This window comes from Ensifer sp. YR511, assembly GCF_900103045.1.
GTDB lineage: Bacteria > Pseudomonadota > Alphaproteobacteria > Rhizobiales > Rhizobiaceae > Ensifer > Ensifer adhaerens.
This window is the reverse complement of sequence record NZ_FNGR01000008.1, coordinates 124,389-146,311: the sequence shown is the minus strand read 5'-3', so window position 1 is coordinate 146,311 and position 21,923 is coordinate 124,389. Positions and strand designations below refer to the sequence as shown.

Sequence of the window (21,923 nt, the reverse complement as noted above, 5' to 3'; positions counted from 1 at the left end):
GGAAGGGGTCCGCCACGATGCCGCTACCCCCAGACCGAACCGGGCAGCGCGTCGAGCGGTATCTTCAGGTAGCGTCGGCCGTTGTCCTCGGCGACAGGGAGCTCGCCGCCACGCACGTTCACCTGCAGCGCGTACAGGATGAGCTTCGGCATCGGCAGGGTGCGGTCGCGCGCCTCGCGCAGGCCGACGAAATCGGCCTCGGACTTGCCGGCAACGTGCGGGTTCGTGGCCTTCTGTTCGGCGACCGTGCTTTCCCAGCGCGCCTCGCGGCCGCCGGGGCAATAGTCGTGGCCGGTGAAGAGCCGTGTTTCGTCCGGCAGTGCCAGAATGGCCTGGATCGAGCGCCAGAGGTCGGCAGCGCTTCCGCCCGGAAAGTCGGCGCGGGCCGAGCCGCTGTCGGGCATGAACAGCGTGTCGTGAATGAAGGCGGCGTCGCCGATCACGTAAGAGATCGAGGCGAGCGTATGTCCCGGCGAATGCATGACGTGGGCCTTGAGCTCACCGATCTGAAACGTCTCGCCGTCGGCAAACAGCCGGTCCCATTGCGAACCGTCGCAGGCGAAGTCCGGCCAGTTGTAGATCTCCTTCCAGATCCGCTGCACGCCCTTCACATGTTCGCCGATCGCCGTCGGCGCGCCGGTCTTCGCTTTGAGGTAGCGCGCCGCCGAGAAATGGTCGGCGTGCGGGTGGGTGTCGAGGATCCACTCGACCGTCAAACCCTTGGCGGCGATATGGTCGAGGATCGCATCGGCATTCCGCGTCGCGGTCGAGCCGGACTTTTCATCGAAGTCCAGCACCGGATCGATGATCGCGCATTTGCCCGTCGCCGGGTCGGCGACGACATATTGGATGCTGCCGGTGCGGGGATCGTAGAAGCCGGTCACATCGGGCTTATGCATAGGCGAGGGCCTCTTCAGCCGCGGCGCACGGGAAGAAGATCGCGCGGGCGGGGTCAAAATCGTAATCGGCTTCGAAGCTCGGCGCGTCGGCGGCGAGCTGCGTGACGCAATCGAGAATGTACTTCACCTTGTCTTCCGAAAGCAGCACGCTGAAGTTCAGCCGGGTGAAGCCCGGCTTCTCGATTTCCTCGCCGGCAAGGATCGCCTGGCGGATCTGTTCGGAGTGCTCGGCATCGATCGACAGCAGCCGGTGAACGTAAGGTCCTGCGCAGGCGCAGCCGCCGCGCGCCTGGATGCCGAAGCGGTCGCTCAGCATGCGGGTGACGAGCTGCTGGTGGACATAGCCGCCCTTGCCGTTCCTGATGCGGAACGAAAAGATCGGCAGCCGGTCCGGTTCCTGCAGGCCGAGCAGTTCCAGTTGCGGAATGGCGCTCCAGGCGGCAAACGCCTGCTCCGCCAGTTCGCGGTTGCGCCGCTCCATGCTCTCAAGCCCGATCGCGTGTTTGACGATGAAGGCAAGGGCTGCACGGATGTCGCCGACGACGTTCGGCGTTCCGGCCTCTTCGCGGGCCTCGATGTTGGCGCTGTAGTCGTGTGTATCCGGCGAAACGAACTTCACCGTGCCGCCGCCCGGCCAGGTCGGCTTGTCGGTCGTGACACTGTCGCGGCGAACGATCAGGATGCCGGAAGCACCCGGGCCACCGATGAACTTGTGCGGCGAGACGACGATGGCGTCGATCTCGGCACCGGAAGCGGGAGACATGGCGATTGGAACATAGGGGCCGGCGCCGGCATAGTCCCAGATCATCTTCGCACCGGCAGCCTTGACCATGCGGGTGATCGCGGCCACGTCGCTGGTGATGCCGGTGATGTTCGAGCCGGCCGAGAGGGTACAGACTGTCAGGTCAGACGAGCCAACGCTCAGCGCTTTGCGAAGTTCCGTGAGGTCCGGTCCACCCGCCGGGCATTCGGCGATCTCAACGATCTCAGCGCCGCTTTCGCGCCAGGGCAGAATGTTGGAGTGGTGCTCGTAGGGGCCGATGATGACGCGGACGGTTTGGCCGGCAGCAACCGCGTCGCTAACGCCGACGAGCTTGACCAGACGGTTGATGCCGGAGGTCGCACCGGAGCCGGTGAAGATCACGGCATGGTCGGCCGTGGCGCCGCAGAATTCCCCGATCAGCGCCCGCGCTTCCCGCCGCATCCGGGTCATGAAGCCCCCGCAATAGGAGGCTTCGGTGTGGCTGTTGGCGTAGTAAGGCAGGACCTCTTCGAGCACGAAATCTTCGATCACGCGCAGCGCGCGGCCGGAGGCGACGTAGTCGGCATAAACCAGTGCCTTCGTGCCGTAGGGACCGGCGATCCGCGCCTTCGCTCCGACCAGATCGTCGCGTAGCTCGGCGACGAGACCCGGCCGGTTGAGGGACTGGCGGAACCGGGCGAGCGGCGAGAGCGCCTCGCAGGGTTGGTGGACGGCGGGCACGATCATCGCGCTTACTCCTCGGAGCGGACATTGACAGCAATTGTAATCCCGTCCAGGGTCGAAAACCTCACCTATCTTCTGCGGTTTCATCGAGGAATTGTGTCAAATGATCGAATCTTCGTTCAAAATCGATGCTTTCGATCTGAACATTCTTACCGCATTGCAAAAAGATTCGTCGCTGTCGCAGCGGGATCTGGCCGAAAAGGTCGGCCTGTCGCAAAACGCCTGCTGGCGACGCCTCCAGCGCCTGCAGGCAATCGGCGTGATCCGGGGCTCGCATGCAGACATTGATCTCGACGCTTTGGGGCTGGATCTCACCGTGTTCGTGATGATCCGCACCCGCCATCACTCCAAGGAATGGAGCGACGGTTTTCGGCAGCATGTCGAGCGGTTGCCGGAGGTGATCGATTTCTATCGCATCGGCGGGGATTGGGATTATCTGATCAAGGTGGTGACCCGCGGCATGCGCGGCTATGACACCTTCTACCAGAAGCTCATCACCAATTTCGACCTCGCTACGGTCACCGGCTTCTTCTCGATGGAGGCGATCATCAACGGTCGCCCCGTGGATCTGAGCCGGTTGAGGTGAGGCGCCGGCTCCCGGCACCTCATCATTCTGTCGTTACATGACGCCGAAGCGTTCGAATGCCTCGACGGTGCTCATGCCGGCCTCGATCGCCAGCCGCACCTTGTTTTCAGTCTCGGCCTTTTCCAGTGCCAGCGCGATCGCCTCGCGCTCCGCCTCCTTCGGGATGACGAGCACGCCGTCGCGGTCGCCGAAGAGGATGTCGCCCGGCCGGATGCGGATGCCGCCGATCTCGATCGGGATGCGGTAGTCGACGACCTTGCCACGTGGGCCCTGGTCCTGGGCGTAGGAGCCGTAGCAGAAGGTCGGGAAATCGAGCGCGAGGATGCCGGCGCTGTCACGGCAATAGCCGTCGCAGATCGCACCGGCCGCCTTGAGTTTCATTGCCCGCGTCGACATCAGTTCGCCCCAGACCGCATAGCGCGGCGACGAGCCGGAACAGACGTAGATCTCGTTTTCCTTCAGGCTATCGAGTGCATGGAACATCAGGCCGAAAGGCTTGGCGCTGAATTCCGAATGGCCGCCGGCCTCAGCGGTCGCGAAAAAATCCGCCTCCAGCACGGGCATCGCGCGGCCCACAGCGACCATGTCGTCGCGCAGCGCCTTGATCTGCGGCGGCAGGAACTGGTGCTGCAGGCCCATCGTGTCGAGAATGTCGCCGACCACGGCCGTGAACAGCCGGCTGCGCATGGCGGTAAAGAGTTCGGTATCGTCTTCAAAATGTTTCATGTCTTCCCTCAAGCCTTGTGCGCCATGGCCGTTGCAATGCCCTGCATGACGCCTCTGATTTCTGCGAGACCCTTCAAGCGCCCGATCAGCGAATAGCCGGGGTTGATCCGCTCCTTGCCGATGTCGTCGGCGAGCAGATGGCCGTGATCGGGCCGAAGCGGGATCTGCCAGTCGGTGCGACCCTCGCGGACGCGGCGCTCCTGCTCCTGCATCAACGCCAATATCACCGCGGGCATGTCGCTCGATCCGCCAAGATGGTCGGCCTCGTAAAAGGATCCGTCTTCTTCGCGCTGGACGTTGCGCAGATGGGCGAAATGGATGCGCGGGCCGAATTCGCGCACCATGGCCGGCAAATCGTTGTCGGCGCGTGTGCCGTAAGAGCCGGTGCAGAAGGTGATGCCGTTGGCCGGACTGTCGACGGCAGCGAGAATGCGCCGGACGTCGGCCGGCGTCGAAACGATCCGCGGCAGGCCATAGAGAGAGAAGGCTGGGTCATCCGGATGGATGCAGAGCCGGATACCGACTTCTTCTGCGACCGGCACGATCTCCCTGAGGAAGCGCGCGAGGTTCTCATGCAAGATGTCGGCGGTGACGCCATCATATTCCGAGAGGGCTGCGAGGAAGCTCGCCCGGTTGAACTGGCGCTCGGTGGCCGGAAGACCGGCGATCAGATTGCGTTCGATCCGGTCGATTTTCGCCTGGTCCATCTCGTCGAAACGCTGGCGGGTGGCGGCGATCTGCTGCGTTGAGTAGCTGTCCTCCACATGCGGACGCTGCAGGACGAAGAGGTCGTAGGCGGCAAAATCGACAGCATCGAAGCGCAGCGCAAAGCCGCCATTTGCCAAAGGCTGCATCAGTTCCGTGCGCGTCCAGTCGACCACCGGCATGAAGTTGTAGCAGACGATGCTGATGCCCGAACGTGCCAGGGCGCGAAGCGTATCCTTGTGCCAGCCGATATAGCGATCGCTATCTGGCGTCGCGAGCTTGATCGAATTGTGCACCGGAATGCTCTCGACGACGCTCCAGCGCAGGCCGGCCGCCTCGATCAGCGCCTTCTGCTTAAGGATAGCCTCATCGGACCACGGCGAGCCGTCGTAAATGTGATGCAGCGCCGAGACGATCCCTGTGGCGCCCGCCTGCCGGATGTGGCTGAGCGGCACCGGATCGTTGGGTCCGTACCAGCGAAAGCACTCTTCCATCAGTCTCATGCAGAACTCCTACCCGCTTCCGTGGCTATTGTTGGACCACGCCCGGCAATAATGTCCCATTGGTCCAACAATTCAAGTCTGAAAGCGGAGATTTGGCGTAAAAATCACCGATTAAGCTGAGGCCTTCAAATTTGCGCTTGACGGGAACTGCAATCTGGACCAACAAATAAGGCATCGCAGGGAGGAGAGCCGGTGAGCAGTTCGGTAAGGGAAGAGGCGTTGTCGGGCGTCGAGGCCGTGGAGCCGGGCAAGACCTCGGCCGTCGATCGGCTGGTCGAGCAGATCCGCGACATGATTTCCGAGCGTGGCCTTGGTATCGGTGACGCGTTGCCGACCGAGCGTGATCTCGGCGAACAGTTCCAGGCCGGCCGCAACACCGTGCGCGAGGCGCTGCAGGTGCTGCGCGCCTATGGGATGGTCGAGACACGCCCGAAGGTGGGCGCTGTCATCAGCGGCGGCCATGGCGAGGCGATCCGCCGGCTCTTTGCCTTTCACAGCGGTATCTCACCGGACTCGTTTCATGACCTGCAGGGCTTCCGCCGCATCATCGAGACCGGTGTCGGCGAACACATCATCCTGACGGCCCGCGACGCCGATTTCGACCGGCTGGATGCGATCAATGCCCGCATTCTGGAGGCCGAGAGCGTCGAGGCAGCCGCGCAGTGCGACTATGAGTTCCACTCGGCGATCGTCGAGCTCTCGGGCAACCGCACAACGCTTGCCGCCTATCACATGCTGCGTTCGGTGATCGAGGAGGTCATGCGGCTCGGCAAGGCCGAACGCCCGGTGCATGCGGCGACCTTCGAAGCGCATGCCGAGATCATCCGGGCGCTGAGGGCGCGCGACCGCATCGCCTATGTCTACCTGATGAGCCGTCATCTGGAGTTCGGCATCCGCTTCGTCGATGCCGTGCCGGGCAGCTCGCAGCCACGATAAACATTTGGAGATTGGGTCCGAACCGCGCTTCACGCGGTGCGGGCAGCCATTTGCCGGATTTTCGCCCGTTGGTCCGGCGGCACGAACAGGGCACTTGGGAGGAGAACCAATATGAGCAACATGAAACGTCTGGCGCTTGCCGCACTTCTTGCCACCGTCAGCTTTGCGCCGGGCGCGGCCTTTGCTGGCGGCAAGGCGATCGCTGGCATCGTCTTCCAGCAGGACCAGTATTTCCGCGGCATCCAGATCGGCATGGAGAAGGCTGCGGAAGCCGCCGGCGACGAGCTTCTCGCCGGCAACAGCGACAGCAAGCTGGAGAAGGAAGCGCAGCTCATCGACACCTACATCGCTCGCGGCGTGAACTCGATCGTCGTGGCGCCGCTTTCGGCCGATGCCTCGGTGCCGGCGCTGAAGAAGGCGCGTGATGCCGGCATCACGGTCGTCACCTACGGCACTTCGGCCAATGGCGACGTCGCCCAGGCGACGGTGACGAGCTCGGACCGCGATATCGGCATCGGCACAGGCAACGCCGCAACCGACTTCCTGAAGACCCTCGGCAATGGTGGCAAGGTCAAGATCGGCACGCTCGCCTTCAAGGCACTGCTGCCTGAACAGTCGAACGCCCGCGTCGACGGGTTCTTAAGCGTCGTCAAGGACCAGGTCGATATCGTCGCCCAGCAAGATGCCTGGCTTGCCGAAAAGGCGCTCGCGGTTGCAAGCGACATGCTGACGGCCAATCCCGATATCCAGGTGATCTACGCTGCCAACGAGGGCGGCACGATCGGTGCGGTCCAGGCCGTGAAAAAGGCAGGCCTCGAAGGCAAGGTCTTCGTCTTCGGCACCGACGGGTCCGAGCAGCTCGCCAACATGTTGCTGAATTCGGACAACGTACTGCAGGCAACGACGGCGCAGCAGCCGCTCGAGGTCGGCAAGCAGGCGATCGAAGCGGCACAGAACCTGCTCGACGGCAAGAAGATCGAGACCAAGGTCAACGTGCCGGTGCTGCCTCTGACGCGCGCCGATACGCAGGCGGTCGCGGCCTACAAGGAAGGCCTGAAGGCGCTGAAGTGATTGGGTTTTGACGTCAGCCGAGCGGCGGGACATCGCGCCCGCCACTCCCTCGTCTTGCACAGCAGGAAATCCGCATGAGCTATCCGCAACCGAGTTCAGCCGCGTTGCAAGGGGTGCAGGGACGGCTGGACTTTCGGGCCGTGACCAAGCGTTACGGCCCGACTGTCGCCCTCTCCGAATTCACCCACAGCTTCGCCCCCGGCCAGGTGCATGCCCTGATGGGCAAGAACGGCTCGGGCAAATCGACGCTCGTCAAGCTGCTTGCCGGCGTCACCGAGCCGACATCGGGCACGATCAGTGTCAATGGCGAGGATCGCCATTTCACCTCGCCGCACGATGCCTTTGCCGCCGGCATCGTCACCGTGCACCAGGAGCTCTCGCTGGTGCCGGAGCTTTCTGTTGGCGAGAACATCTTTCTCGGTCGGCTGCCGCATCGGCGTCGCGCCGGTTTCAGCGTCGTCGACTGGGCGGGCCTGCACAAGCGCGCCGGCGAATTGCTTGCCGACATGGGGCTTGCGATCGATTCCCGCCAGCCGGTTTCGGCGCTGAGCGTCGGCCAGCAGCAGGTGGTGGAAATCGTCAAGGCGATGTCCTTCAACCCGTCGATCCTGCTCTTGGACGAACCGACCTCGGCGCTGGCGTCGCGCGAGGTCAAGCAGCTCTTCGCACTGATCGAACGGCTGCGCGCCCGCGGCGTGACGATGATCTACATCACCCATCGGATGAGCGAGCTTTTCGAGATTGCCGATACCTGCACGGTGATCCGCGACGGCCATTACATCGGCGCGGTCGAGATGAAGGCGACGACGCCTTCGGCGATCGTCGGCATGATGTTCGGCGATGCCGCCCGCGCAACGCGGCCGCCGCGGCGCACGCTCGATCGCACCCGGCCGGTGCTCGAGGTGCGGGATCTCAGCCGCTCCGGGCATTTTCAGAATGTTTCTTTCGATCTCTATCCGGGCGAAATCCTCGGAATCGCCGGCCTGCTCGGCGCCGGGCGCACCGAACTGATGAGGGCGATCTTCGGCGCCGACCGGATCGACAGCGGTTCGGTGACGTTCAACAGTCGCGATATGACCGGTGCCAGCCCACGCGACATGCGCAAGGCGGGACTCGGCTACACGCCGGAAAATCGCAAGGAGGTCGGCCTCGTGCAGTCGCTTTCGACCGCCGACAATCTCTGCATGGCGAGCCTCGGCCCGATCTCCAACAGAGGCTTCATTTCGCGCCGCCGCGAACAGCCGCACGTGCGCCGCCAGATCGCCGATCTGCACATCAAGTGCGGCGATCCGGAACTGCCCGTGTCGTCGCTCTCGGGCGGCAACCAGCAGAAGGTGGTGATCGGCAAATGGTTGAACCGGCAGCCGTCGGTGATGTTCTTCGATGAGCCGAGCCGCGGCGTCGACGTCCAGGCCAAGCGCCAGATCTTCGACATCATCTGGCAACAGGCCGCCGATGGCCTTGCCAGCCTCTTTGTCTCGACCGAGCTCGAGGAGGTGCTGGAAGTCGCCGACCGCATCCTCGTCATGCATCACGGCGCCGTCGTCGCCGAAGTGGATCCGACGAAAACCGACCTGACCGAACTCTACGGCCTGTGCATGGAAGGGGCCAAGCAATGACACTCGTGAGCCAGACCACGGAAACAGGCGGACAGAACACGCCGCTCAAGTTTCTGAAAACCTACCCGATGGAGATCATTCTCGCCGCATTGGTGATTTTCCTGATCTTCGTCGCACCGGGCTTCGCCTCCACCAGCAACGTCTTGAACGTGCTGCGTACGGTGTCGATGCTCGGCATCATCGCCTTCGGCATGACGGCGGTTATCATCAGCGGGGAGATCGATCTCTCGGTCGGCGCCGGTGCCGCGCTCGCCGGCTGCATCGTTGCCTGGTTCGCCGACCGTTTCACCGACACGTTCGGCGACTGGGGCGCGGTCACCGTCGGTTTTGCGGTGGCACTTCTGCTCGGCTTCTCGCTCGGCTATCTCACCGGCCGTTTCCGGCAGTGGTTCAACGTGCCGACCTTCATCACCACCCTGGCGCTTTTCGCGGCACTCCGCGGTGTCGCCAATTTGATCACCGGCGGCTTCCCGATGTCGTCCTTCCCGCTCGGTTTCGATTTCCTCGGCGGCGGTTATCTCTTCGGCATTCCGTTCCCGGTCTATATCTTTGCGCTGACCTTCGCGGCGATGCACTTCCTGATGAAGTACACAAGCTTCGGCCGTGAGGTTTACGCGGTCGGCGGCAACATGGAGGCGGCACGTCTCTCCGGCATCGACATCTGGAAGGTGAAGGCGCTGACATTGGGCCTGACCGGCGCGCTGACCGCCGTCTCCGGCACGCTGATCGCCTCGCAGATCGGGGCCGGCACCGGGACGACGGCGACCGGCATGGAACTCGACGTGATCGCGGCCGTCATCATCGGCGGTACCTCGCTCTTCGGCGGCAAGGGCCGCATCTGGGGCACGCTGATCGGGGTGCTCTTCCTTGGCTGCATCTCCAACGGCATGACGCTGATGAATGTCAGCGAATATTGGCAATACGTCGTGCGCGGCGGGATCATCCTCGGCGCCGTGCTCCTGAACCAGGTTCTGGAACGGGTGCGCTGAGACCGGCGCGGGGTGTCCGCATCCCGCTCCCCCTTATGACCAACGATCACGCTTATGATCTCGGGTCGACGCCGGCCCGGATCATCGCGATCCATCGCGGAGACAATCATGACTGAATTCAAGGGAAAGATCGCGCTGGTCACCGGCACGTCCGGGATCGGGCTTGCCTCGGCGATCCGGCTCGCCTCGTCAGGCGCCACCGTGCTTGCCTGTGGCAACGACGTCGCCACCAACGAGATCTTCGACCGCATAGCCAAAGAGCGCGACTTGCCGATGTCGACCCGACTGACGGACGTTGCCGTGGAAGCAGAGGTCGAGGCGGCCGTGCGCGAGGCGGTGCTGCGCCACGGCGGCCTCGACATCATCGTCAATGCCGCCGCCGTTCACCCCTATGGCACCGTGCTCGACACCAGCGCCGAGACCTTTGCGCGCTGCCTGTCGGTCAATGTCGGCTCGATTTATCTCACCGGCCGCTTCGGCATTCCGGAAATGATGAAGCGCGGCGGCGGCGCGATCGTCAACATCTCCTCGGTGCAGGGTCATGCCTGCCAGCAGAACGTCGCCGCCTATGTCGCTTCCAAGGGCGCGATCCATGCGCTGACCCGCGCCATGGCGCTCGATCATGCGTCGGCGAAGGTCCGGGTCAATTCGGTCAGCCCAGGCTCGGTGCGCACGCCGCTGCTATCGCTGGCAGCCCGCACCTATGGCGGCGAGGGCGTCAGCGAGGCGGAAGCCTTTGCCCGCTTCGGCGCGGCACACCCGATCGGCCGCATCGGCGAGCCGGAGGAGGTGGCCGAGCTGGTCGCTTATCTCGCCTCGGATCGCGCCGCCTTCGTCACCGGCTCGGACTTCCGCATCGACGGCGGCCTCACCGCCGGCATCGGCGTCAAATAATCGGATAGGAAACGACAAGATGAAAATCGGCCTTGGGCTCTACCGGGAGCAACTCACCCCGGATAACTTTCAGTTTGCCTTGCAGGCGGGCGCGACCCACGTCGTCGCGCATCTCACCAACTATTTCGCCGGCAAGGATCCGAAGATCGACAGTGGCGACCAGGGCGGCTGGGGTGATTGCTCCGGTGACCGGCTCTGGACTTACGAAGAGCTGTCGGCGCTCGTGAAGGACGTGCGGGCCGGTGGGCTGGAAGTGGCGGCGATCGAGAACTTCTCGCCGCGCTTCTGGCATGACGTGTTGCTCGACGGGCCAGAGCGGGCGCAGCAGATCGAGGGGCTGAAGCAGCTCATTCGCGACGCCGGTCGCGCCGGCATTCCCTGCATCGGCTACAATTTCTCGCTTGCCGGCGTCTATGGCTGGACCCGCGGCCCCTATGCCCGCGGCGGTGCGGAATCCGTCGGCTTCGGCGTCGAAAACAGCATCGCGCCAAGCCCGGATGCGCCGATCCCAGACGGCATGGTCTGGAACATGCGCTATCGTCGTGGCGTCGCCGGCGCTGCCTCCGTTTCCGTCAGCTCGGCGGAGCTCTGGGACCGCCTCAGCCACTTCCTGAAGGAGGTCGTGCCGGTCGCCGAGGAGGCGGGCGTGGTGCTCGGCGCTCACCCGGACGATCCGCCGGCCGAGGAACTGCGTGGCACCGCGCGGCTCGTCAACCGTCCGGAGAAGTACGACCGGCTGATGGCGATCGTCGACTCGCCCTCGAACGGGCTCGAACTCTGCCTCGGCTCGCTGCAGGAAATGCCGGGAGGGGATATCTACGAGCACGTTCGTCGTTTCGCCCGCTCCGGCCGCATCGGCTACATCCACTTCCGCAACGTACGCGGAAAGATGCCGCGTTATGTCGAGACCTTCGTCGACGAGGGCGATATCGACATGGCCGAAATCATCCGCATCCTGCGCGACGAAAACTACCAGGGTGTGATGATCCCCGACCATACGCCGGCCATGACCTGCGGCGCCTCCTGGCATGCGGGCAAGGCCTTTGCGCTCGGCTACATGAAGGCGCTGGTGCAGAATGCCGAGGCGCTCGGCCCCGCGCGTTCGATCCCGACAAGCATCGCAGCGGAATAGGAGGCGGAGATGGCCCGTGAGCTCGTCTGTGTCGCGCCCGTCGGCGACCGCTGCGGCGAGGGCGCCGTCTGGTCGGCGGAAGAGGCGGCGCTCTACTGGACCGACATCAACCGCTTTCTGATCCACCGCTATGACGAGGCGACGTGCGCGGTCAGGACGTGGCTCTTCGACGAGCCGGTGGTGGCGATCTCGCTGACCCGTGAAGATGGGCGTCTGCTCATCGCTCTCGGCTCGAAGCTCATATGGTGGTGGCCCGAAGCCGACCGGCGGCAGGATCACGGCTTCGTCCTGCCCGGTTCGCCGCGTGTTCGGCTGAATGACGGTCGCGCCGATCCCCTCGGAAACTTCTGGGTCGGCTCGATGAAGAACAACGTCCTTCCGGATGGCCAGCTCGGCGATGTCGCGCCCGGGGAGGGCATCCTCTACCGGATCGCGCCCGATGGCACCGTCACCGAATGGCGGCATGGCCTCGGCATTTCCAACACGCTCTGCTGGAGCCCGGATCGAAGCACCTTCTACTTCGGCGATACGCTGGCAAACGAGATTTACGCCTTCGACTATCATGCCGTGGACGGCTCGATTTCCGGCGAACGACCCTTCTTCACCGGTTTCGATCGCGGCGCGCCCGACGGCTCGGCGATCGACAGCGAGGGGTTCCTCTGGAACTGCCGTTATGGCGGTGGCTGCATCGCCCGTGTCGCGCCGGATGGCAGCCTTGCCGAGACGATCGATATGCCGGTCACCAACATCACCACCTGCACTTTCGGTGGCGCCGACCTGAAGACGCTTTACATCACCACGGCCGGTGCGGGGCCAGCCGAGCGTCTCGCCGGCAGCCTCTATGCCATGCGCGTCGCGGTCGCCGGCATGCCGGAAAACCGGTTCGGGGCGGCTACAAAGTGAGCGCGGAGACCACACGGCGCGCGCTCGCCTGGGCGCATGGCTGCCTCTCGGTGCAGTCGCTCGGCGGCATGCTCGGCCCGGTGCTGTTCCTGCTTCCGGACGGGCGGCAAGTCAGCCCCTTGCAAGTTGCGCCTTGGGGCAACGATCCCGAGCGCGAGACGCTGCCGGAAATCCTGAAGGAATTGCGTGGCGAGTGGCCGTGCGTGCCTTTCGGCAGCGACGCCAGCCGCACGCTTCCTGCAGGCTGGTCCGTAGACGGTGAGAGTTTCGACGGCGCCGGCGTGCCGCATGGCCATAGCTCCAATGTCCATTGGGCGTGGGGTGCCTGCGACGACCGCCAGATAGCGATGGAATGCCATTATCCGGAGAACCATCCGATCCGACTGTTGCGGCGGCAGATCGTGCCGGATCCAAATGCGCCCTCCATCGACATCACCCTGGAAATCGAGGCCCGGCGTCCGTGCCGCCTGCCGATCGGCCTGCATCCGACGTTCCGACTGCCGAGCCGTCCCGGTTCGGTCACGATCGAACCCGGCGCCCATGATCGCGTCTGGAGTTTTCCCGGCGATGTCGAACCGGGCGCGGCTCTGTTCTCGCCCGATCGGCAATGGTCATCGCTCGGCAAGGTCGAGACGCGCAAAGGTGTCATGCTCGACGCGTCGCAGGTGCCGCTTGTCGAGGAGACCGAGGACCTGCTGCAGCTCTCGGGCATCGACGGCAGCCTCGCGCTCCGCTATCGCGACGAGGGTTTTCGCGCGCGGCTCACTTGGCAGAACGAGCATTTCCCAAGCTTGCTGCTCTGGTACAGCAACCGCGGTCGCAAGGCCTACCCCTGGAATGGGCGGCACGTGGCGCTCGGCGTCGAGCCGATCGCATCCGCCTTCGATCTTGGACCGGCGGTCTCCACGGGCGACAGCCCCATCGCTGCATCCGGCGTTGCAACGGCGATTGCCTTCGAACCCGATCAGACCTTCACCACCCGCTATCGGCTTTCCGTCGAAGCCGCTCCGATCGGCTGAATGGTCGCTCGCTGAGACATATCCAACTGAAAGGCCAAGAGAATGAAATTGTTGCGTCTCACCGTCGACGGCTCTGCCGTGCCCTGCATCCTCGACGGCGAGGGCAAGGCGCGGGAGGTGTCTTCGCTCGTCCAGGACTTCACGGCGGAGACTTTGCCTGGTGTCTTGGCAGTGCTCTCCGGCGCCGATTTCGCGGCGCTCCCTGTGATGCCGGTGGTCGATGCGGACATCCTGCCGCCGGTCGCAAGGCCCGGTACAATCTGGTGCGTCGGCCTCAACTACTCCGACCATGCGGAAGAGGCGGGACTGCCAGTGCCGTCCGAACCGATCCTCTTCAACAAGGCGGCCGGCACCTATTGCGGCCCGAACGCACCGCTTCTCCACTCAGAGAAAATGTCGAAGCTGGACTGGGAGGTCGAGCTCGGCATCGTCATCGGCAAGCGGGCGCTCAACGTATCGCGCGCCGAGGCTATGGACCATGTCCTCGGCTTCACGATCGTCAACGATGTCTCCGAACGTGCCTGGCAGATGGAGCGCGGCGGGCAGTGGGTGAAGGGCAAGAGCTTCCCGAATTTCTGCCCGACGGGCCCTTGGCTTGTGACGAAAGACGAGGTTCCGGACCCGCAGGCCCTGTCGATGTGGCTCGACGTCAACGGCGAGCGCATGCAGGCGGGTACGACCGCGCGCATGATCTTCGACGTCGCGACCATCGTCTCCTACATGAGCGAGTTCTGCGTGCTGGAGCCCGGCGATCTCATCTGCACCGGCACGCCCCCCGGCGTCGGCATGGGCAAGAAGCCGCCGCGCTATCTTGGGCCCGGTGACGTGGTCGAACTCGGTATCGATGGACTCGGCCGCCAGCGTCAGGTCGTTCAATCCCTCTAGACATGCAGAAGGGTTTCACCATGAAGGAAAAGACGGGACGTTTGGCCGGGCGCATTGCCGTGGTCACGGCTGCCGGCCAAGGCATCGGCCGCGCGGTCGCCGAACGACTGATGGCTGAAGGCGCCGAGGTCCACGCCAGCGACATCAATGCCGAGCTGCTCGCCACGCTCGAAGGGGCTACAACGACGCGGCTCGATGCGACGGATCATGTGGCGGTCGGTGCCTATTTCGACGCCTTCGCCCGGGTCGATATCCTCGTGCACGCGGTCGGCTACGTGCATCAGGGCACGATCGAGGAATGCTCGCCCGCCGATTGGCGGCGCTCGGTGAACATTACGCTCGACAGCGCCTACAACGTCATTGCCGGCGCAATCCCGAAGATGAAGGCCAATGGCGGCAGCATCATCACCATCGGATCGGTTGCCTCCTCGATCAAGGGTTTCCCGCGGCGTGCCGCCTATGGCGCCGCCAAGGGTGGCGTCATAGGCCTGACCAAGGCGGTGGCAGCTGACTACGTTTCTCAGGGCATTCGCTGCAATTCGGTCTGCCCCGGCACTGTCGCATCACCCTCCCTGGAAGAGCGCATCGGCGAACTTGGCGAAAAGCTTGGAAGCCGGGATGAGGCTTACCGGTCCTTCATCAGCCGCCAGCCGGCCGGCCGGTTCGGCACCGTCGAAGAAGTCGCCGCCATCTGCGCCTTCCTCGCCTCCGACGAGGCGGCCTTCATTACCGGCCAGGCAATCAACATAGACGGCGGCATCACGATCTGAGACGCCGCATTCTCGCAAGGCCGTGAAATGCAAAACACCTCCGGATGCGCTCCGGAGGTGTTGGTTTTCGTAGGCCTGTTGGCGTCAGCGTGACGCCGATCCGGGATCGGTTGTCGCTTACGCCGACAGCGCCTTGAACTCGGCAAGGATGGCTTCGCCCATTTCGGTGGTTCCGACCTTCTTTGCGCCTTCGGCCATGATGTCGCCGGTGCGGATGCCCTGGTCGAGCACGGTGGCGATCGCCTTCTCCAGATTGTCGGCTTCCGTCACCAGGTTGAAGGAATAGCGCAGGCACATGGCGAAGGAGGCGATCATCGCGATCGGGTTGGCAATGCCCTGGCCGGCAATGTCGGGTGCCGAGCCATGCACCGGCTCATAGAGCGCCTTGCGCTTGCCGCTGACCGCATCCGGTGCGCCGAGCGAGGCCGACGGCAGCATGCCGAGCGAACCGGTGAGCATCGCCGCCACGTCCGACAGCATGTCGCCGAACAGGTTGTCGGTGACGATGACGTCGAACTGCTTGGGCTGGCGCACCAGCTGCATGCCGCCGGCGTCCGCCAGCATGTGCTCGAGCTGGACGTCGGAGTACTTCGCCTTGTGCGTCTCGGTCACCACCTGGTTCCACAACACGCCCGACTTCATGACGTTGCGCTTTTCCATCGAGCAGACGCGGTTGTTGCGGGTGCGGGCCAGCTCGAAGGCGACGCCGGCGATGCGCTCGATCTCGTAGGTGTCGTAGACCTGGGTGTCGATGCCACGCTTCTGGCCGTTGCCGAGATCGATGATCTCCTTCGGTTCGCCGAAATAGACGCCACCGGTCAGCTCGCGCACGATCAGGATGTCGAGGCCTTCGACCAGTTCGGGCTTGAGCGACGAGGCGGCGGAAAGCGCCGGGTAGCAGATCGCCGGGCGCAGGTTGGCGAAGAGTTCGAGATCCTTGCGCAGGCGCAGCAGACCGGCTTCCGGGCGCACCTCGTAGGGCACCGCATCCCACTTCGGACCGCCGACGGCGCCGAACAGCACCGCATCGGCGGCAAGCGCCTTTTTCATGTCCTCTTCCGAGATCGCCTGACCGTGGGCGTCATAGGCCGAACCGCCGACCAGGCCCTCGTCCGTCACGAAGCCGGCACCAAGCTCGGCATTCATGTAGGCGATGATTTTGCGGACTTCCGCCATGGCTTCCGGGCCGATGCCGTCGCCGGGGAGGATGAAAAGCTTGCGGGCCATTGTCGGCACTCCTGTGGTTTTCAGTCGGTGTAAAGCGGCACGGCCGCGTTGGTAATGTTGCGGGCTAGACCGCTGCCTTCGCGCCTTCGATCTGTCCGATGCGCTCGCGCAGCGTGTTTGCGACAGCCTGCGAGGCCGGGGCGAGGGCGATTTCAAGACTGGCGTTGCCGCCGTCTACCTCGATCGCGAGTTTCGAGACGCTGACGCTGAGCCGGCGAACGATGTCGAGCAGGCGGGAAACGATGTTTTCGAGATCGCCGCTTTCGATGGTGTAACGCATCGTGTCGCTCATCATGCGACCTTTGGCCATGGGCGCTGCTGAGGGCGCATGGTCTCGAAGGCACGCGCGAGGCGCAGCACGCCGATGTCGTCGAACTGCTGGCCGATGATCTGCAGGCCGATCGGCAGGCCGCCTGAGGTGTAGCCGCAGTTGAGCGAGATTGCCGGCTGGCCGCCCATGTTGACGGCGACTGTGAAGGCGATGTGTTCGAACGGCTTCTGCGGGTCGTTGACCGGCGAGGCCCATTCGGCCGGATAGGACGCCGTCGGTGCTGTCGGCGACAGGATAAAATCATAGCCGGAAAGTGCCGCATGCAGCGCGTTGCGCATGGCGTCGATCTGGGCGAAGCCGGTATAGACCTCGCGGCCGGAGAAATTCTCGGCCGTTTTGATCCAGTCGAAGATATAGGGCAGGATCTGCGCCTGCTTTTCCGGCGAAAGGCGCGACACGTCTTCCCAGCCGCGCGCCCGCCAGAATCGGTCGAGACCGTCGATCATTTCGCGCGTCAGGAAGGGGCCGATCGGCTCGATGATCGCGCCGGCATCGGCAAAGAGCTGTGCCGCCTTCTTGACCGCCTGTTCCGTTTCTTGCGTGACCGACTGGCCGAAGCCGGCGTCGAGCCAGAGGCCGATCTTCAGACCCTTCAGATCACGATCAAGATCGAGCCAGGGGAGATCGGCATAGGGCAGGGACATCGTGTCCCGGGCGTCCGGCTGCGACAGCACCGACATGTAGAGTGCCGTGTCGGCGACCGTCCGGGTCATCGGGCCGGCAACGCGGCCGATAAAGGGCGGGTTGATCGGCACGCGGCCGGCCGCAGGCTTGAGCCCGACAATGCCGCACCAGCCGGCCGGCAGCCGGACCGAGCCGCCGATATCCGTGCCGATGTGCAGAGGGCCATAACCGGCCGCGGCTGCCGCACCCGCGCCGGCGCTCGATCCGCCCGGATTGGCTGAGAGGTCCCAGGGGTTGCGGGCCAGCTTGTGGAAGCTGGAAAGGCCGGAAGACAGCATGCCGTAGTCCGGCATGGTGGTCTTGGCGAGAAGGATGCCGCCCGCCTCGCGGGTGCGGGCTGCCGGCGGCGCGTCGGTGGCTGCAGGCGTTAGCGACACGGCAGCACAGCCGAGCGGCACTGCGGTGCCCTTGGTTGCGATGTTTTCCTTGATCGTCACCGGGACGCCGTCGATTGCGCCCAGAGGTTCACCCTTTGCCCAGCGCTCTTCCGATGCCTTGGCGGCCTTGCGCGCCTCGGCGGGGTCATAGGCCCAAAGCGCGTTCAGCTTTGGCTCGGAAGCGTCGATGCGGGCAATCACCGCTTCGGTGACCTCGACGGGGGAAAGCTTCTTCGAGCGGTAGGCGTCGACGAGATCGACGGCGGAGAGATCGGCGAGTTCGGACATGGGGCACTTCCTAGGCAAAATGGCAGCGGGCGGACCAGGCCGGCGTCACCGGCTTGGCCTCAGGCGTTCGGGTCAGACAGATCTCCTGCCTGCGGGGACAGACGGCAGCATAGGCGCAGCCGGCTGCGGTCGTTGCGGTATGGACGGGCGTTTGCGGCGGCCCAGCGGAGCGCACCCGCTTGCGCCGTCCGGAAAACGGTTTCGGCACGGCAGCGACCAGCGCCTGAGTATAGGGATGGCGCGGGTTGTCGAAGACCTCGGCCGTCGGTCCTTCCTCGACGATGCGGCCGAGATGCATGACGGCAACCCGGTCGGTGATGGCGCGCACGACGCCGAGATCGTGGCTGATGAACAGATAGGAAAGGCCGAGCCTTTCCTGCAGGTCCATCATCAGGTTCAAAACCTGCGCCTGGATCGAGACGTCGAGTGCAGACACTGGCTCGTCAGCGACGATCAGGGCCGGCCGGGTGATCAGCGCGCGGGCGATGGCGATGCGCTGGCGCTGGCCGCCGGAGAATTCGTGCGGATACTTGTCGGCCGACGCCAAGGGTAGGCCGACGGCCTCCAGCACCTCGGTGATGCGCCGGTTGCGCTCCGTGGTGCCCGTTCCACGCTCCAGCGAAACGATCGGCTCGGAGATGATCGTCCGAACCGTGTGGCGCGGATCGAGCGAGCCGTAGGGATCCTGGAAGATCGCCTGAAACCCCTTGCGCGCCTCTCGCAGTCCGGCGCGATCGAGCGCGTAGATGTCCTTGCCGGCGATCGATACCTGGCCCGATTGCGGCCGCTCCAGGCCCATCACGGCGCGGGCCAGGGTCGACTTGCCGGAGCCGCTTTCGCCGACGATGCCGAGGCTCTGGCCGGCGGCGAGTGCGACGCTGACACCATGGAGCACGCGCAGGCGGCTCTGTTTCGAGAAGATCGACGGGCGCGGCAGGTCGTATTCGCGCACCAGATCGGTGGTCTTGAGGATCACCTCGCTCATGGTGCCACCATCCTTTCGCGCGGATGAAAGCAGGCGGCGCGATGCTGCACATTTCCATCGGTATTGATCAGGTCGAGTGCCGGGATCGCCTGACGGCAGTCGGCCTCGGCGAAGGAACAGCGGTCCGCAAAGGAGCAGTGGGATGGACGGCCAAAGGGATCCGGAACGATACCGGGGATGGCATTCAGCCGCGGGCGGCCATCGCCTTGATGGCGGGAGCCAAGGGCTGCGCCATGCGGCGACGCGGCGAAAAGGCCGCGGGCATAGGGATGCGCCATGCGCGCAAAGACATCGTCCGTGCGCCCGGTTTCGATGATGCGGCCGGCATACATGACCGCGATGCGGTCGGTCATCTCGGAGACGACGCCGAGATCGTGGGTTATCAGCATCAGCGCTGTGCCGGTGTCTTCGATCAGCTCGTCGAGCAGATCGAGGATCTGCGCCTGCACCGTAACGTCGAGCGCCGTCGTGGGCTCGTCGGCAATCAGCAGGTCCGGTTCGCAGGCGATCGCCATGGCGATCATCACGCGCTGCCGCTGGCCGCCGGAGAGCTGGTGCGGGTAGAGATCGAGGTCGAAGCGCGGCGCCGGCAGGCCGACGCGGTCGAGCAGCGCACGCGCTTTCTTCTCCGCATCGGCTTTCGTTTCGCCGAGATGCAGCCGCCGTCCCTCGGTGATCTGCGCGCCGATCGATTTGACGGGATTGAGCGCCGTCATCGGCTCCTGGAAGATCATCGCCATGCGCCGGCCGCGATAGCCGCAATAGTCGGCTTCGCCCAAGCCCGCGAGATTGCGGCCGTCGAAGGAAAGTTCGCCGCGCACCCGCATGCGCTGCGGAAGCAGGCCCATGACGGCAAGGGCTGTCATCGACTTGCCGCTGCCGGACTCACCGACGATCCCAAGCCGTTCGCCGCGGTTGAGTTCGAGATCGATGTCGCAGACGATATCGACCGTGCTTTTGCCCGCGGTGAGTTCGACCGACATGCCGGCCATGTGAAGCAAGGGTTTGGTCATCGTTGCCGCCTCACGCGCGGGTCGAGAATGTCGCGCAGGCCATCGCCGAGCAGGTTGAGGCCGAGCACGGCGAAGGTGATCGCCAGTCCCGGGAAGATCGCGAGCCAGGGCGCCTGATAGATGAAGGTCTGGGCGTCGTTCAGCATCTTGCCCCAGCTCGGCATCGGCGGCTGCGTGCCGAGGCCGACATAGGAAAGGCCGGCTTCGGCAACGATCGCCAAGGCGAACTGGATCGTCACCTGAACGAGCAGCACGTGGTTGATGTTGGGCAGGATGTGCAGAAACGTGATCGCGACGTCGCCGCGGCCAGCGCAGCGCGCGGCCTGCACATATTCGCGTTTCCAGAGGCCCATCGAGGCACCGCGGGTGACGCGGGCAAAGACGGGTATGTTGAAGATGCCGATCGCGATCATCGCGTTGGTAGCGCCCGGACCGAAGATCGCGGTGATGATGACGGCGGTCAGAAGCGCCGGGAAGGCGAAGGCGAGGTCGCTCATGCGCATGACGAGACCATCGACAAAACCGCCGCGAGCAGCCGCCCAAGCGCCAAGCGGCACGCCGATGCCGGCACCGACGAGAACCGCGACGATCGAGACGCTGATCGAGTTGCGGGCGCCGACCATGATCATCGACAGGATGTCGCGGCCGAAGTTGTCGGTGCCGAACCAATGGGCAAGGCTCGGTCCCTGCAGCTTGTCGCGGAAGTTCATCGCCGTCGGCGAATAGGGCGTCCAGACATAGGAGACGAGCGCCATCGCCACGAGGATGACGGTGACGGTGGCGCCGATCGTCAGATTTCGGCTGCCGATAAGCTTGGAGATGAGGCTGGGTTGCGCGGCGGTTGCAGGAGCGGACATCAGTGGCCTCCCCTCGACAGGCGCGGATCGAGGTAACCGTAGACCAGATCGACGAGGAAATTGATGGTGATGACGGAGGCGGCAAGCAGGGTCACCAGCGTCTGCACCGTCACGAGATCGCGCTGCGCGATCGCCTGGAAGACGAGGCGGCCGATACCCGGCAGGTTGAAGACATTTTCGATGATGATCGTTCCGGCAAGCAGGAAGGAAAATTGCAGGCCGATAATGGTGACGACCGGAATGAGCGCATTGGGCACCGCATGCTTCCAGAGAGCGCCCGAACGGCTAAGCCCCTTGGCGCGCGCGGTGCGGATGAAATCCTCGCCGAGCGTCTCGATGACGGCCGAGCGCGTGACGCGTCCGAGAATGGCCGCAAGTGGCAGCCCGAGTGCGAGCGCCGGCAGGATGAGCGAATGCAGGCCGTTCCAGATGCCGCCTTCCCAGCCGGCAAAGCCGGAGGCCGGGAACCAGGCGAGCTTCAGCGCGAAGAGCAGGATGAAGAGAAGCGCCAGCCAGAAGTTTGGGATGGCGACGCCCACCTGGGCGATGCCCATGACGACGGTGTCGCCGGCCTTGCCGCGGTTGGCGGCGGCATAGACGCCGATGGCGATGGCGACGGCGACCGAGATTGCCATGGAGAGCAGCGCCAGCGGCAGCGTCACCAGGATGCGCGGGCCAAGCAGCTCCCGGATCGGCACCGAATAGGTGAGGCTCATGCCGAAATCGCCGACGACGAAGCCGCCGATCCAGTGGAGGTAGCGGATCCAGATCGGCTGATCGAGGCCGAGCTGCCGGTGCAGCGCCGCGATCGCATCTGCGTCGGCATTCATGCCGAGCATCAGCACGGCGGGGTCGCCGGGCAGCACCTGCATCAGCAGAAAGACGATGACTGAGGCGACCAGCGTCGTCAGCAAGAGCGACACGAGGCGACCGCCAATGAAGGAAATCACATCAACCTCCCGGAAAGAGCGAGCGTTGACCGGCGCCGGGTGCGTCAATCAACGGCAGATCTGCGTCCGCCCCAACGAGGGGCAGATG

The 21,923-nt window shown here is 64.5% G+C and carries 22 protein-coding genes; 11 read left to right on the top strand and 11 right to left on the bottom strand.

Translation table 11 applies throughout. The annotated features are described in order from the left end of the window. Nucleotides 1-23: 23 nt before the first annotated feature. Both BLU15_RS16675 and BLU15_RS16670 read right to left on the bottom strand, forming a co-directional pair. Nucleotides 24-899 (bottom strand): MBL fold metallo-hydrolase, encoded by an 876-nt coding sequence (locus tag BLU15_RS16675; RefSeq protein ID WP_060517836.1) that lies wholly within the window; start codon nt 897-899, stop codon nt 24-26. Then, nucleotides 892-2,388, bottom strand: coding sequence for an aminotransferase class V-fold PLP-dependent enzyme (locus BLU15_RS16670; protein ID WP_176960301.1), 1,497 nt, complete (start codon nt 2,386-2,388; stop codon nt 892-894). The genes BLU15_RS16675 and BLU15_RS16670 overlap by 8 nt, the downstream gene beginning before the upstream one ends. Before the next feature lie 100 nt (nt 2,389-2,488). Between BLU15_RS16670 and BLU15_RS16665 the strand changes: the two genes are divergently transcribed. Further along, nucleotides 2,489-2,971 (top strand): Lrp/AsnC family transcriptional regulator, encoded by a 483-nt coding sequence (locus tag BLU15_RS16665; protein WP_060529326.1) that lies wholly within the window; start codon nt 2,489-2,491, stop codon nt 2,969-2,971. Between the two features lie 33 nt (nt 2,972-3,004). On the opposite strand, the gene BLU15_RS16660 is transcribed toward BLU15_RS16665, so the two are convergent. Together BLU15_RS16660 and uxuA are read right to left on the bottom strand one after the other, a co-directional pair. Continuing rightward, a complete protein-coding gene (locus BLU15_RS16660) occupies nt 3,005-3,697 on the bottom strand; it encodes an RraA family protein (RefSeq protein WP_090296544.1) in 693 nt (230 codons plus the stop codon). An 8-nt stretch (nt 3,698-3,705) separates the two neighbouring features. Next, nucleotides 3,706-4,896, bottom strand: a complete 1,191-nt coding sequence (uxuA, locus tag BLU15_RS16655; RefSeq protein WP_090296541.1) for a mannonate dehydratase — start codon at nt 4,894-4,896, stop codon at nt 3,706-3,708. Nucleotides 4,897-5,097: 201 nt separating this feature from the next. Here uxuA and BLU15_RS16650 point away from each other — a divergent pair, with 201 nt between their 5' ends. The 10 genes from BLU15_RS16650 (at nt 5,098) to BLU15_RS16605 (ending at nt 15,123) form a co-directional block, all read left to right on the top strand. Then, the gene (locus BLU15_RS16650) at nt 5,098-5,841 is read left to right on the top strand and encodes a FadR/GntR family transcriptional regulator (protein ID WP_090296539.1); all 744 of its coding nucleotides are present in this window, start codon (nt 5,098-5,100) and stop codon (nt 5,839-5,841) included. Nucleotides 5,842-5,952: 111 nt separating this feature from the next. Continuing rightward, complete coding sequence (locus BLU15_RS16645; RefSeq protein ID WP_051659114.1) at nt 5,953-6,912, top strand: substrate-binding domain-containing protein; 960 nt, start codon at nt 5,953-5,955, stop codon at nt 6,910-6,912. A gap of 74 nt (nt 6,913-6,986) precedes the next feature. Then, complete coding sequence (locus BLU15_RS16640) at nt 6,987-8,531, top strand: sugar ABC transporter ATP-binding protein (protein WP_082566297.1); 1,545 nt, start codon at nt 6,987-6,989, stop codon at nt 8,529-8,531. Next, nucleotides 8,528-9,520 (top strand): ABC transporter permease, encoded by a 993-nt coding sequence (locus tag BLU15_RS16635; RefSeq protein WP_034787896.1) that lies wholly within the window; start codon nt 8,528-8,530, stop codon nt 9,518-9,520. The genes BLU15_RS16640 and BLU15_RS16635 overlap by 4 nt, the downstream gene beginning before the upstream one ends. A gap of 108 nt (nt 9,521-9,628) precedes the next feature. After that, nucleotides 9,629-10,414, top strand: a complete 786-nt coding sequence (locus BLU15_RS16630; RefSeq protein ID WP_090296536.1) for an SDR family NAD(P)-dependent oxidoreductase — start codon at nt 9,629-9,631, stop codon at nt 10,412-10,414. A 19-nt stretch (nt 10,415-10,433) separates the two neighbouring features. Further along, on the top strand, nt 10,434-11,546 hold the full coding sequence (locus BLU15_RS16625; protein ID WP_034787903.1) for a mannonate dehydratase: 1,113 nt from the start codon (nt 10,434-10,436) through the stop codon (nt 11,544-11,546). A gap of 9 nt (nt 11,547-11,555) precedes the next feature. Further along, the gene (locus tag BLU15_RS16620; protein ID WP_090296534.1) at nt 11,556-12,449 is read left to right on the top strand and encodes an SMP-30/gluconolactonase/LRE family protein; all 894 of its coding nucleotides are present in this window, start codon (nt 11,556-11,558) and stop codon (nt 12,447-12,449) included. Beyond that, entirely contained in the window at nt 12,446-13,468 is a 1,023-nt protein-coding gene (locus BLU15_RS16615) for a hypothetical protein (RefSeq protein ID WP_090296531.1), read from the top strand. Before BLU15_RS16620 ends, BLU15_RS16615 begins: the two co-directional genes overlap by 4 nt. A gap of 42 nt (nt 13,469-13,510) precedes the next feature. Beyond that, nucleotides 13,511-14,353 carry a fumarylacetoacetate hydrolase family protein gene (locus BLU15_RS16610; protein ID WP_090296529.1) on the top strand — a complete coding sequence of 281 codons (843 nt, stop codon included), beginning with the start codon at nt 13,511-13,513 and terminating at the stop codon, nt 14,351-14,353. Between the two features lie 20 nt (nt 14,354-14,373). Beyond that, the gene (locus BLU15_RS16605; protein ID WP_034787996.1) at nt 14,374-15,123 is read left to right on the top strand and encodes an SDR family oxidoreductase; all 750 of its coding nucleotides are present in this window, start codon (nt 14,374-14,376) and stop codon (nt 15,121-15,123) included. A 117-nt stretch (nt 15,124-15,240) separates the two neighbouring features. Here the strand turns inward: BLU15_RS16605 and leuB are convergent, their stop codons facing one another. The 7 genes from leuB to BLU15_RS16570 all read right to left on the bottom strand — a co-directional run bounded on the left by leuB (nt 15,241) and on the right by BLU15_RS16570 (nt 21,835). Beyond that, nucleotides 15,241-16,350 carry a 3-isopropylmalate dehydrogenase gene (gene leuB, locus BLU15_RS16600; RefSeq protein ID WP_090296526.1) on the bottom strand — a complete coding sequence of 370 codons (1,110 nt, stop codon included), beginning with the start codon at nt 16,348-16,350 and terminating at the stop codon, nt 15,241-15,243. Between the two features lie 64 nt (nt 16,351-16,414). After that, on the bottom strand, nt 16,415-16,660 hold the full coding sequence (locus BLU15_RS16595; protein ID WP_090296523.1) for a hypothetical protein: 246 nt from the start codon (nt 16,658-16,660) through the stop codon (nt 16,415-16,417). Continuing rightward, on the bottom strand, nt 16,642-18,030 hold the full coding sequence (locus tag BLU15_RS16590; RefSeq protein WP_090296520.1) for an amidase: 1,389 nt from the start codon (nt 18,028-18,030) through the stop codon (nt 16,642-16,644). The genes BLU15_RS16595 and BLU15_RS16590 overlap by 19 nt, the downstream gene beginning before the upstream one ends. Before the next feature lie 10 nt (nt 18,031-18,040). Beyond that, nucleotides 18,041-19,015, bottom strand: a complete 975-nt coding sequence (locus BLU15_RS16585) for an ABC transporter ATP-binding protein (protein WP_090296518.1) — start codon at nt 19,013-19,015, stop codon at nt 18,041-18,043. Next, nucleotides 19,012-20,028: an ABC transporter ATP-binding protein gene (locus BLU15_RS16580; protein ID WP_090296515.1), complete on the bottom strand. Its 1,017-nt coding sequence runs from the start codon at nt 20,026-20,028 to the stop codon at nt 19,012-19,014. The genes BLU15_RS16585 and BLU15_RS16580 overlap by 4 nt, the downstream gene beginning before the upstream one ends. Then, the gene (locus BLU15_RS16575) at nt 20,025-20,885 is read right to left on the bottom strand and encodes an ABC transporter permease (protein WP_060521844.1); all 861 of its coding nucleotides are present in this window, start codon (nt 20,883-20,885) and stop codon (nt 20,025-20,027) included. Before BLU15_RS16575 ends, BLU15_RS16580 begins: the two co-directional genes overlap by 4 nt. Then, nucleotides 20,885-21,835 carry an ABC transporter permease gene (locus tag BLU15_RS16570; RefSeq protein WP_034801757.1) on the bottom strand — a complete coding sequence of 317 codons (951 nt, stop codon included), beginning with the start codon at nt 21,833-21,835 and terminating at the stop codon, nt 20,885-20,887. Before BLU15_RS16570 ends, BLU15_RS16575 begins: the two co-directional genes overlap by 1 nt. Between the last annotated feature and the right edge of the window lie 88 nt (nt 21,836-21,923).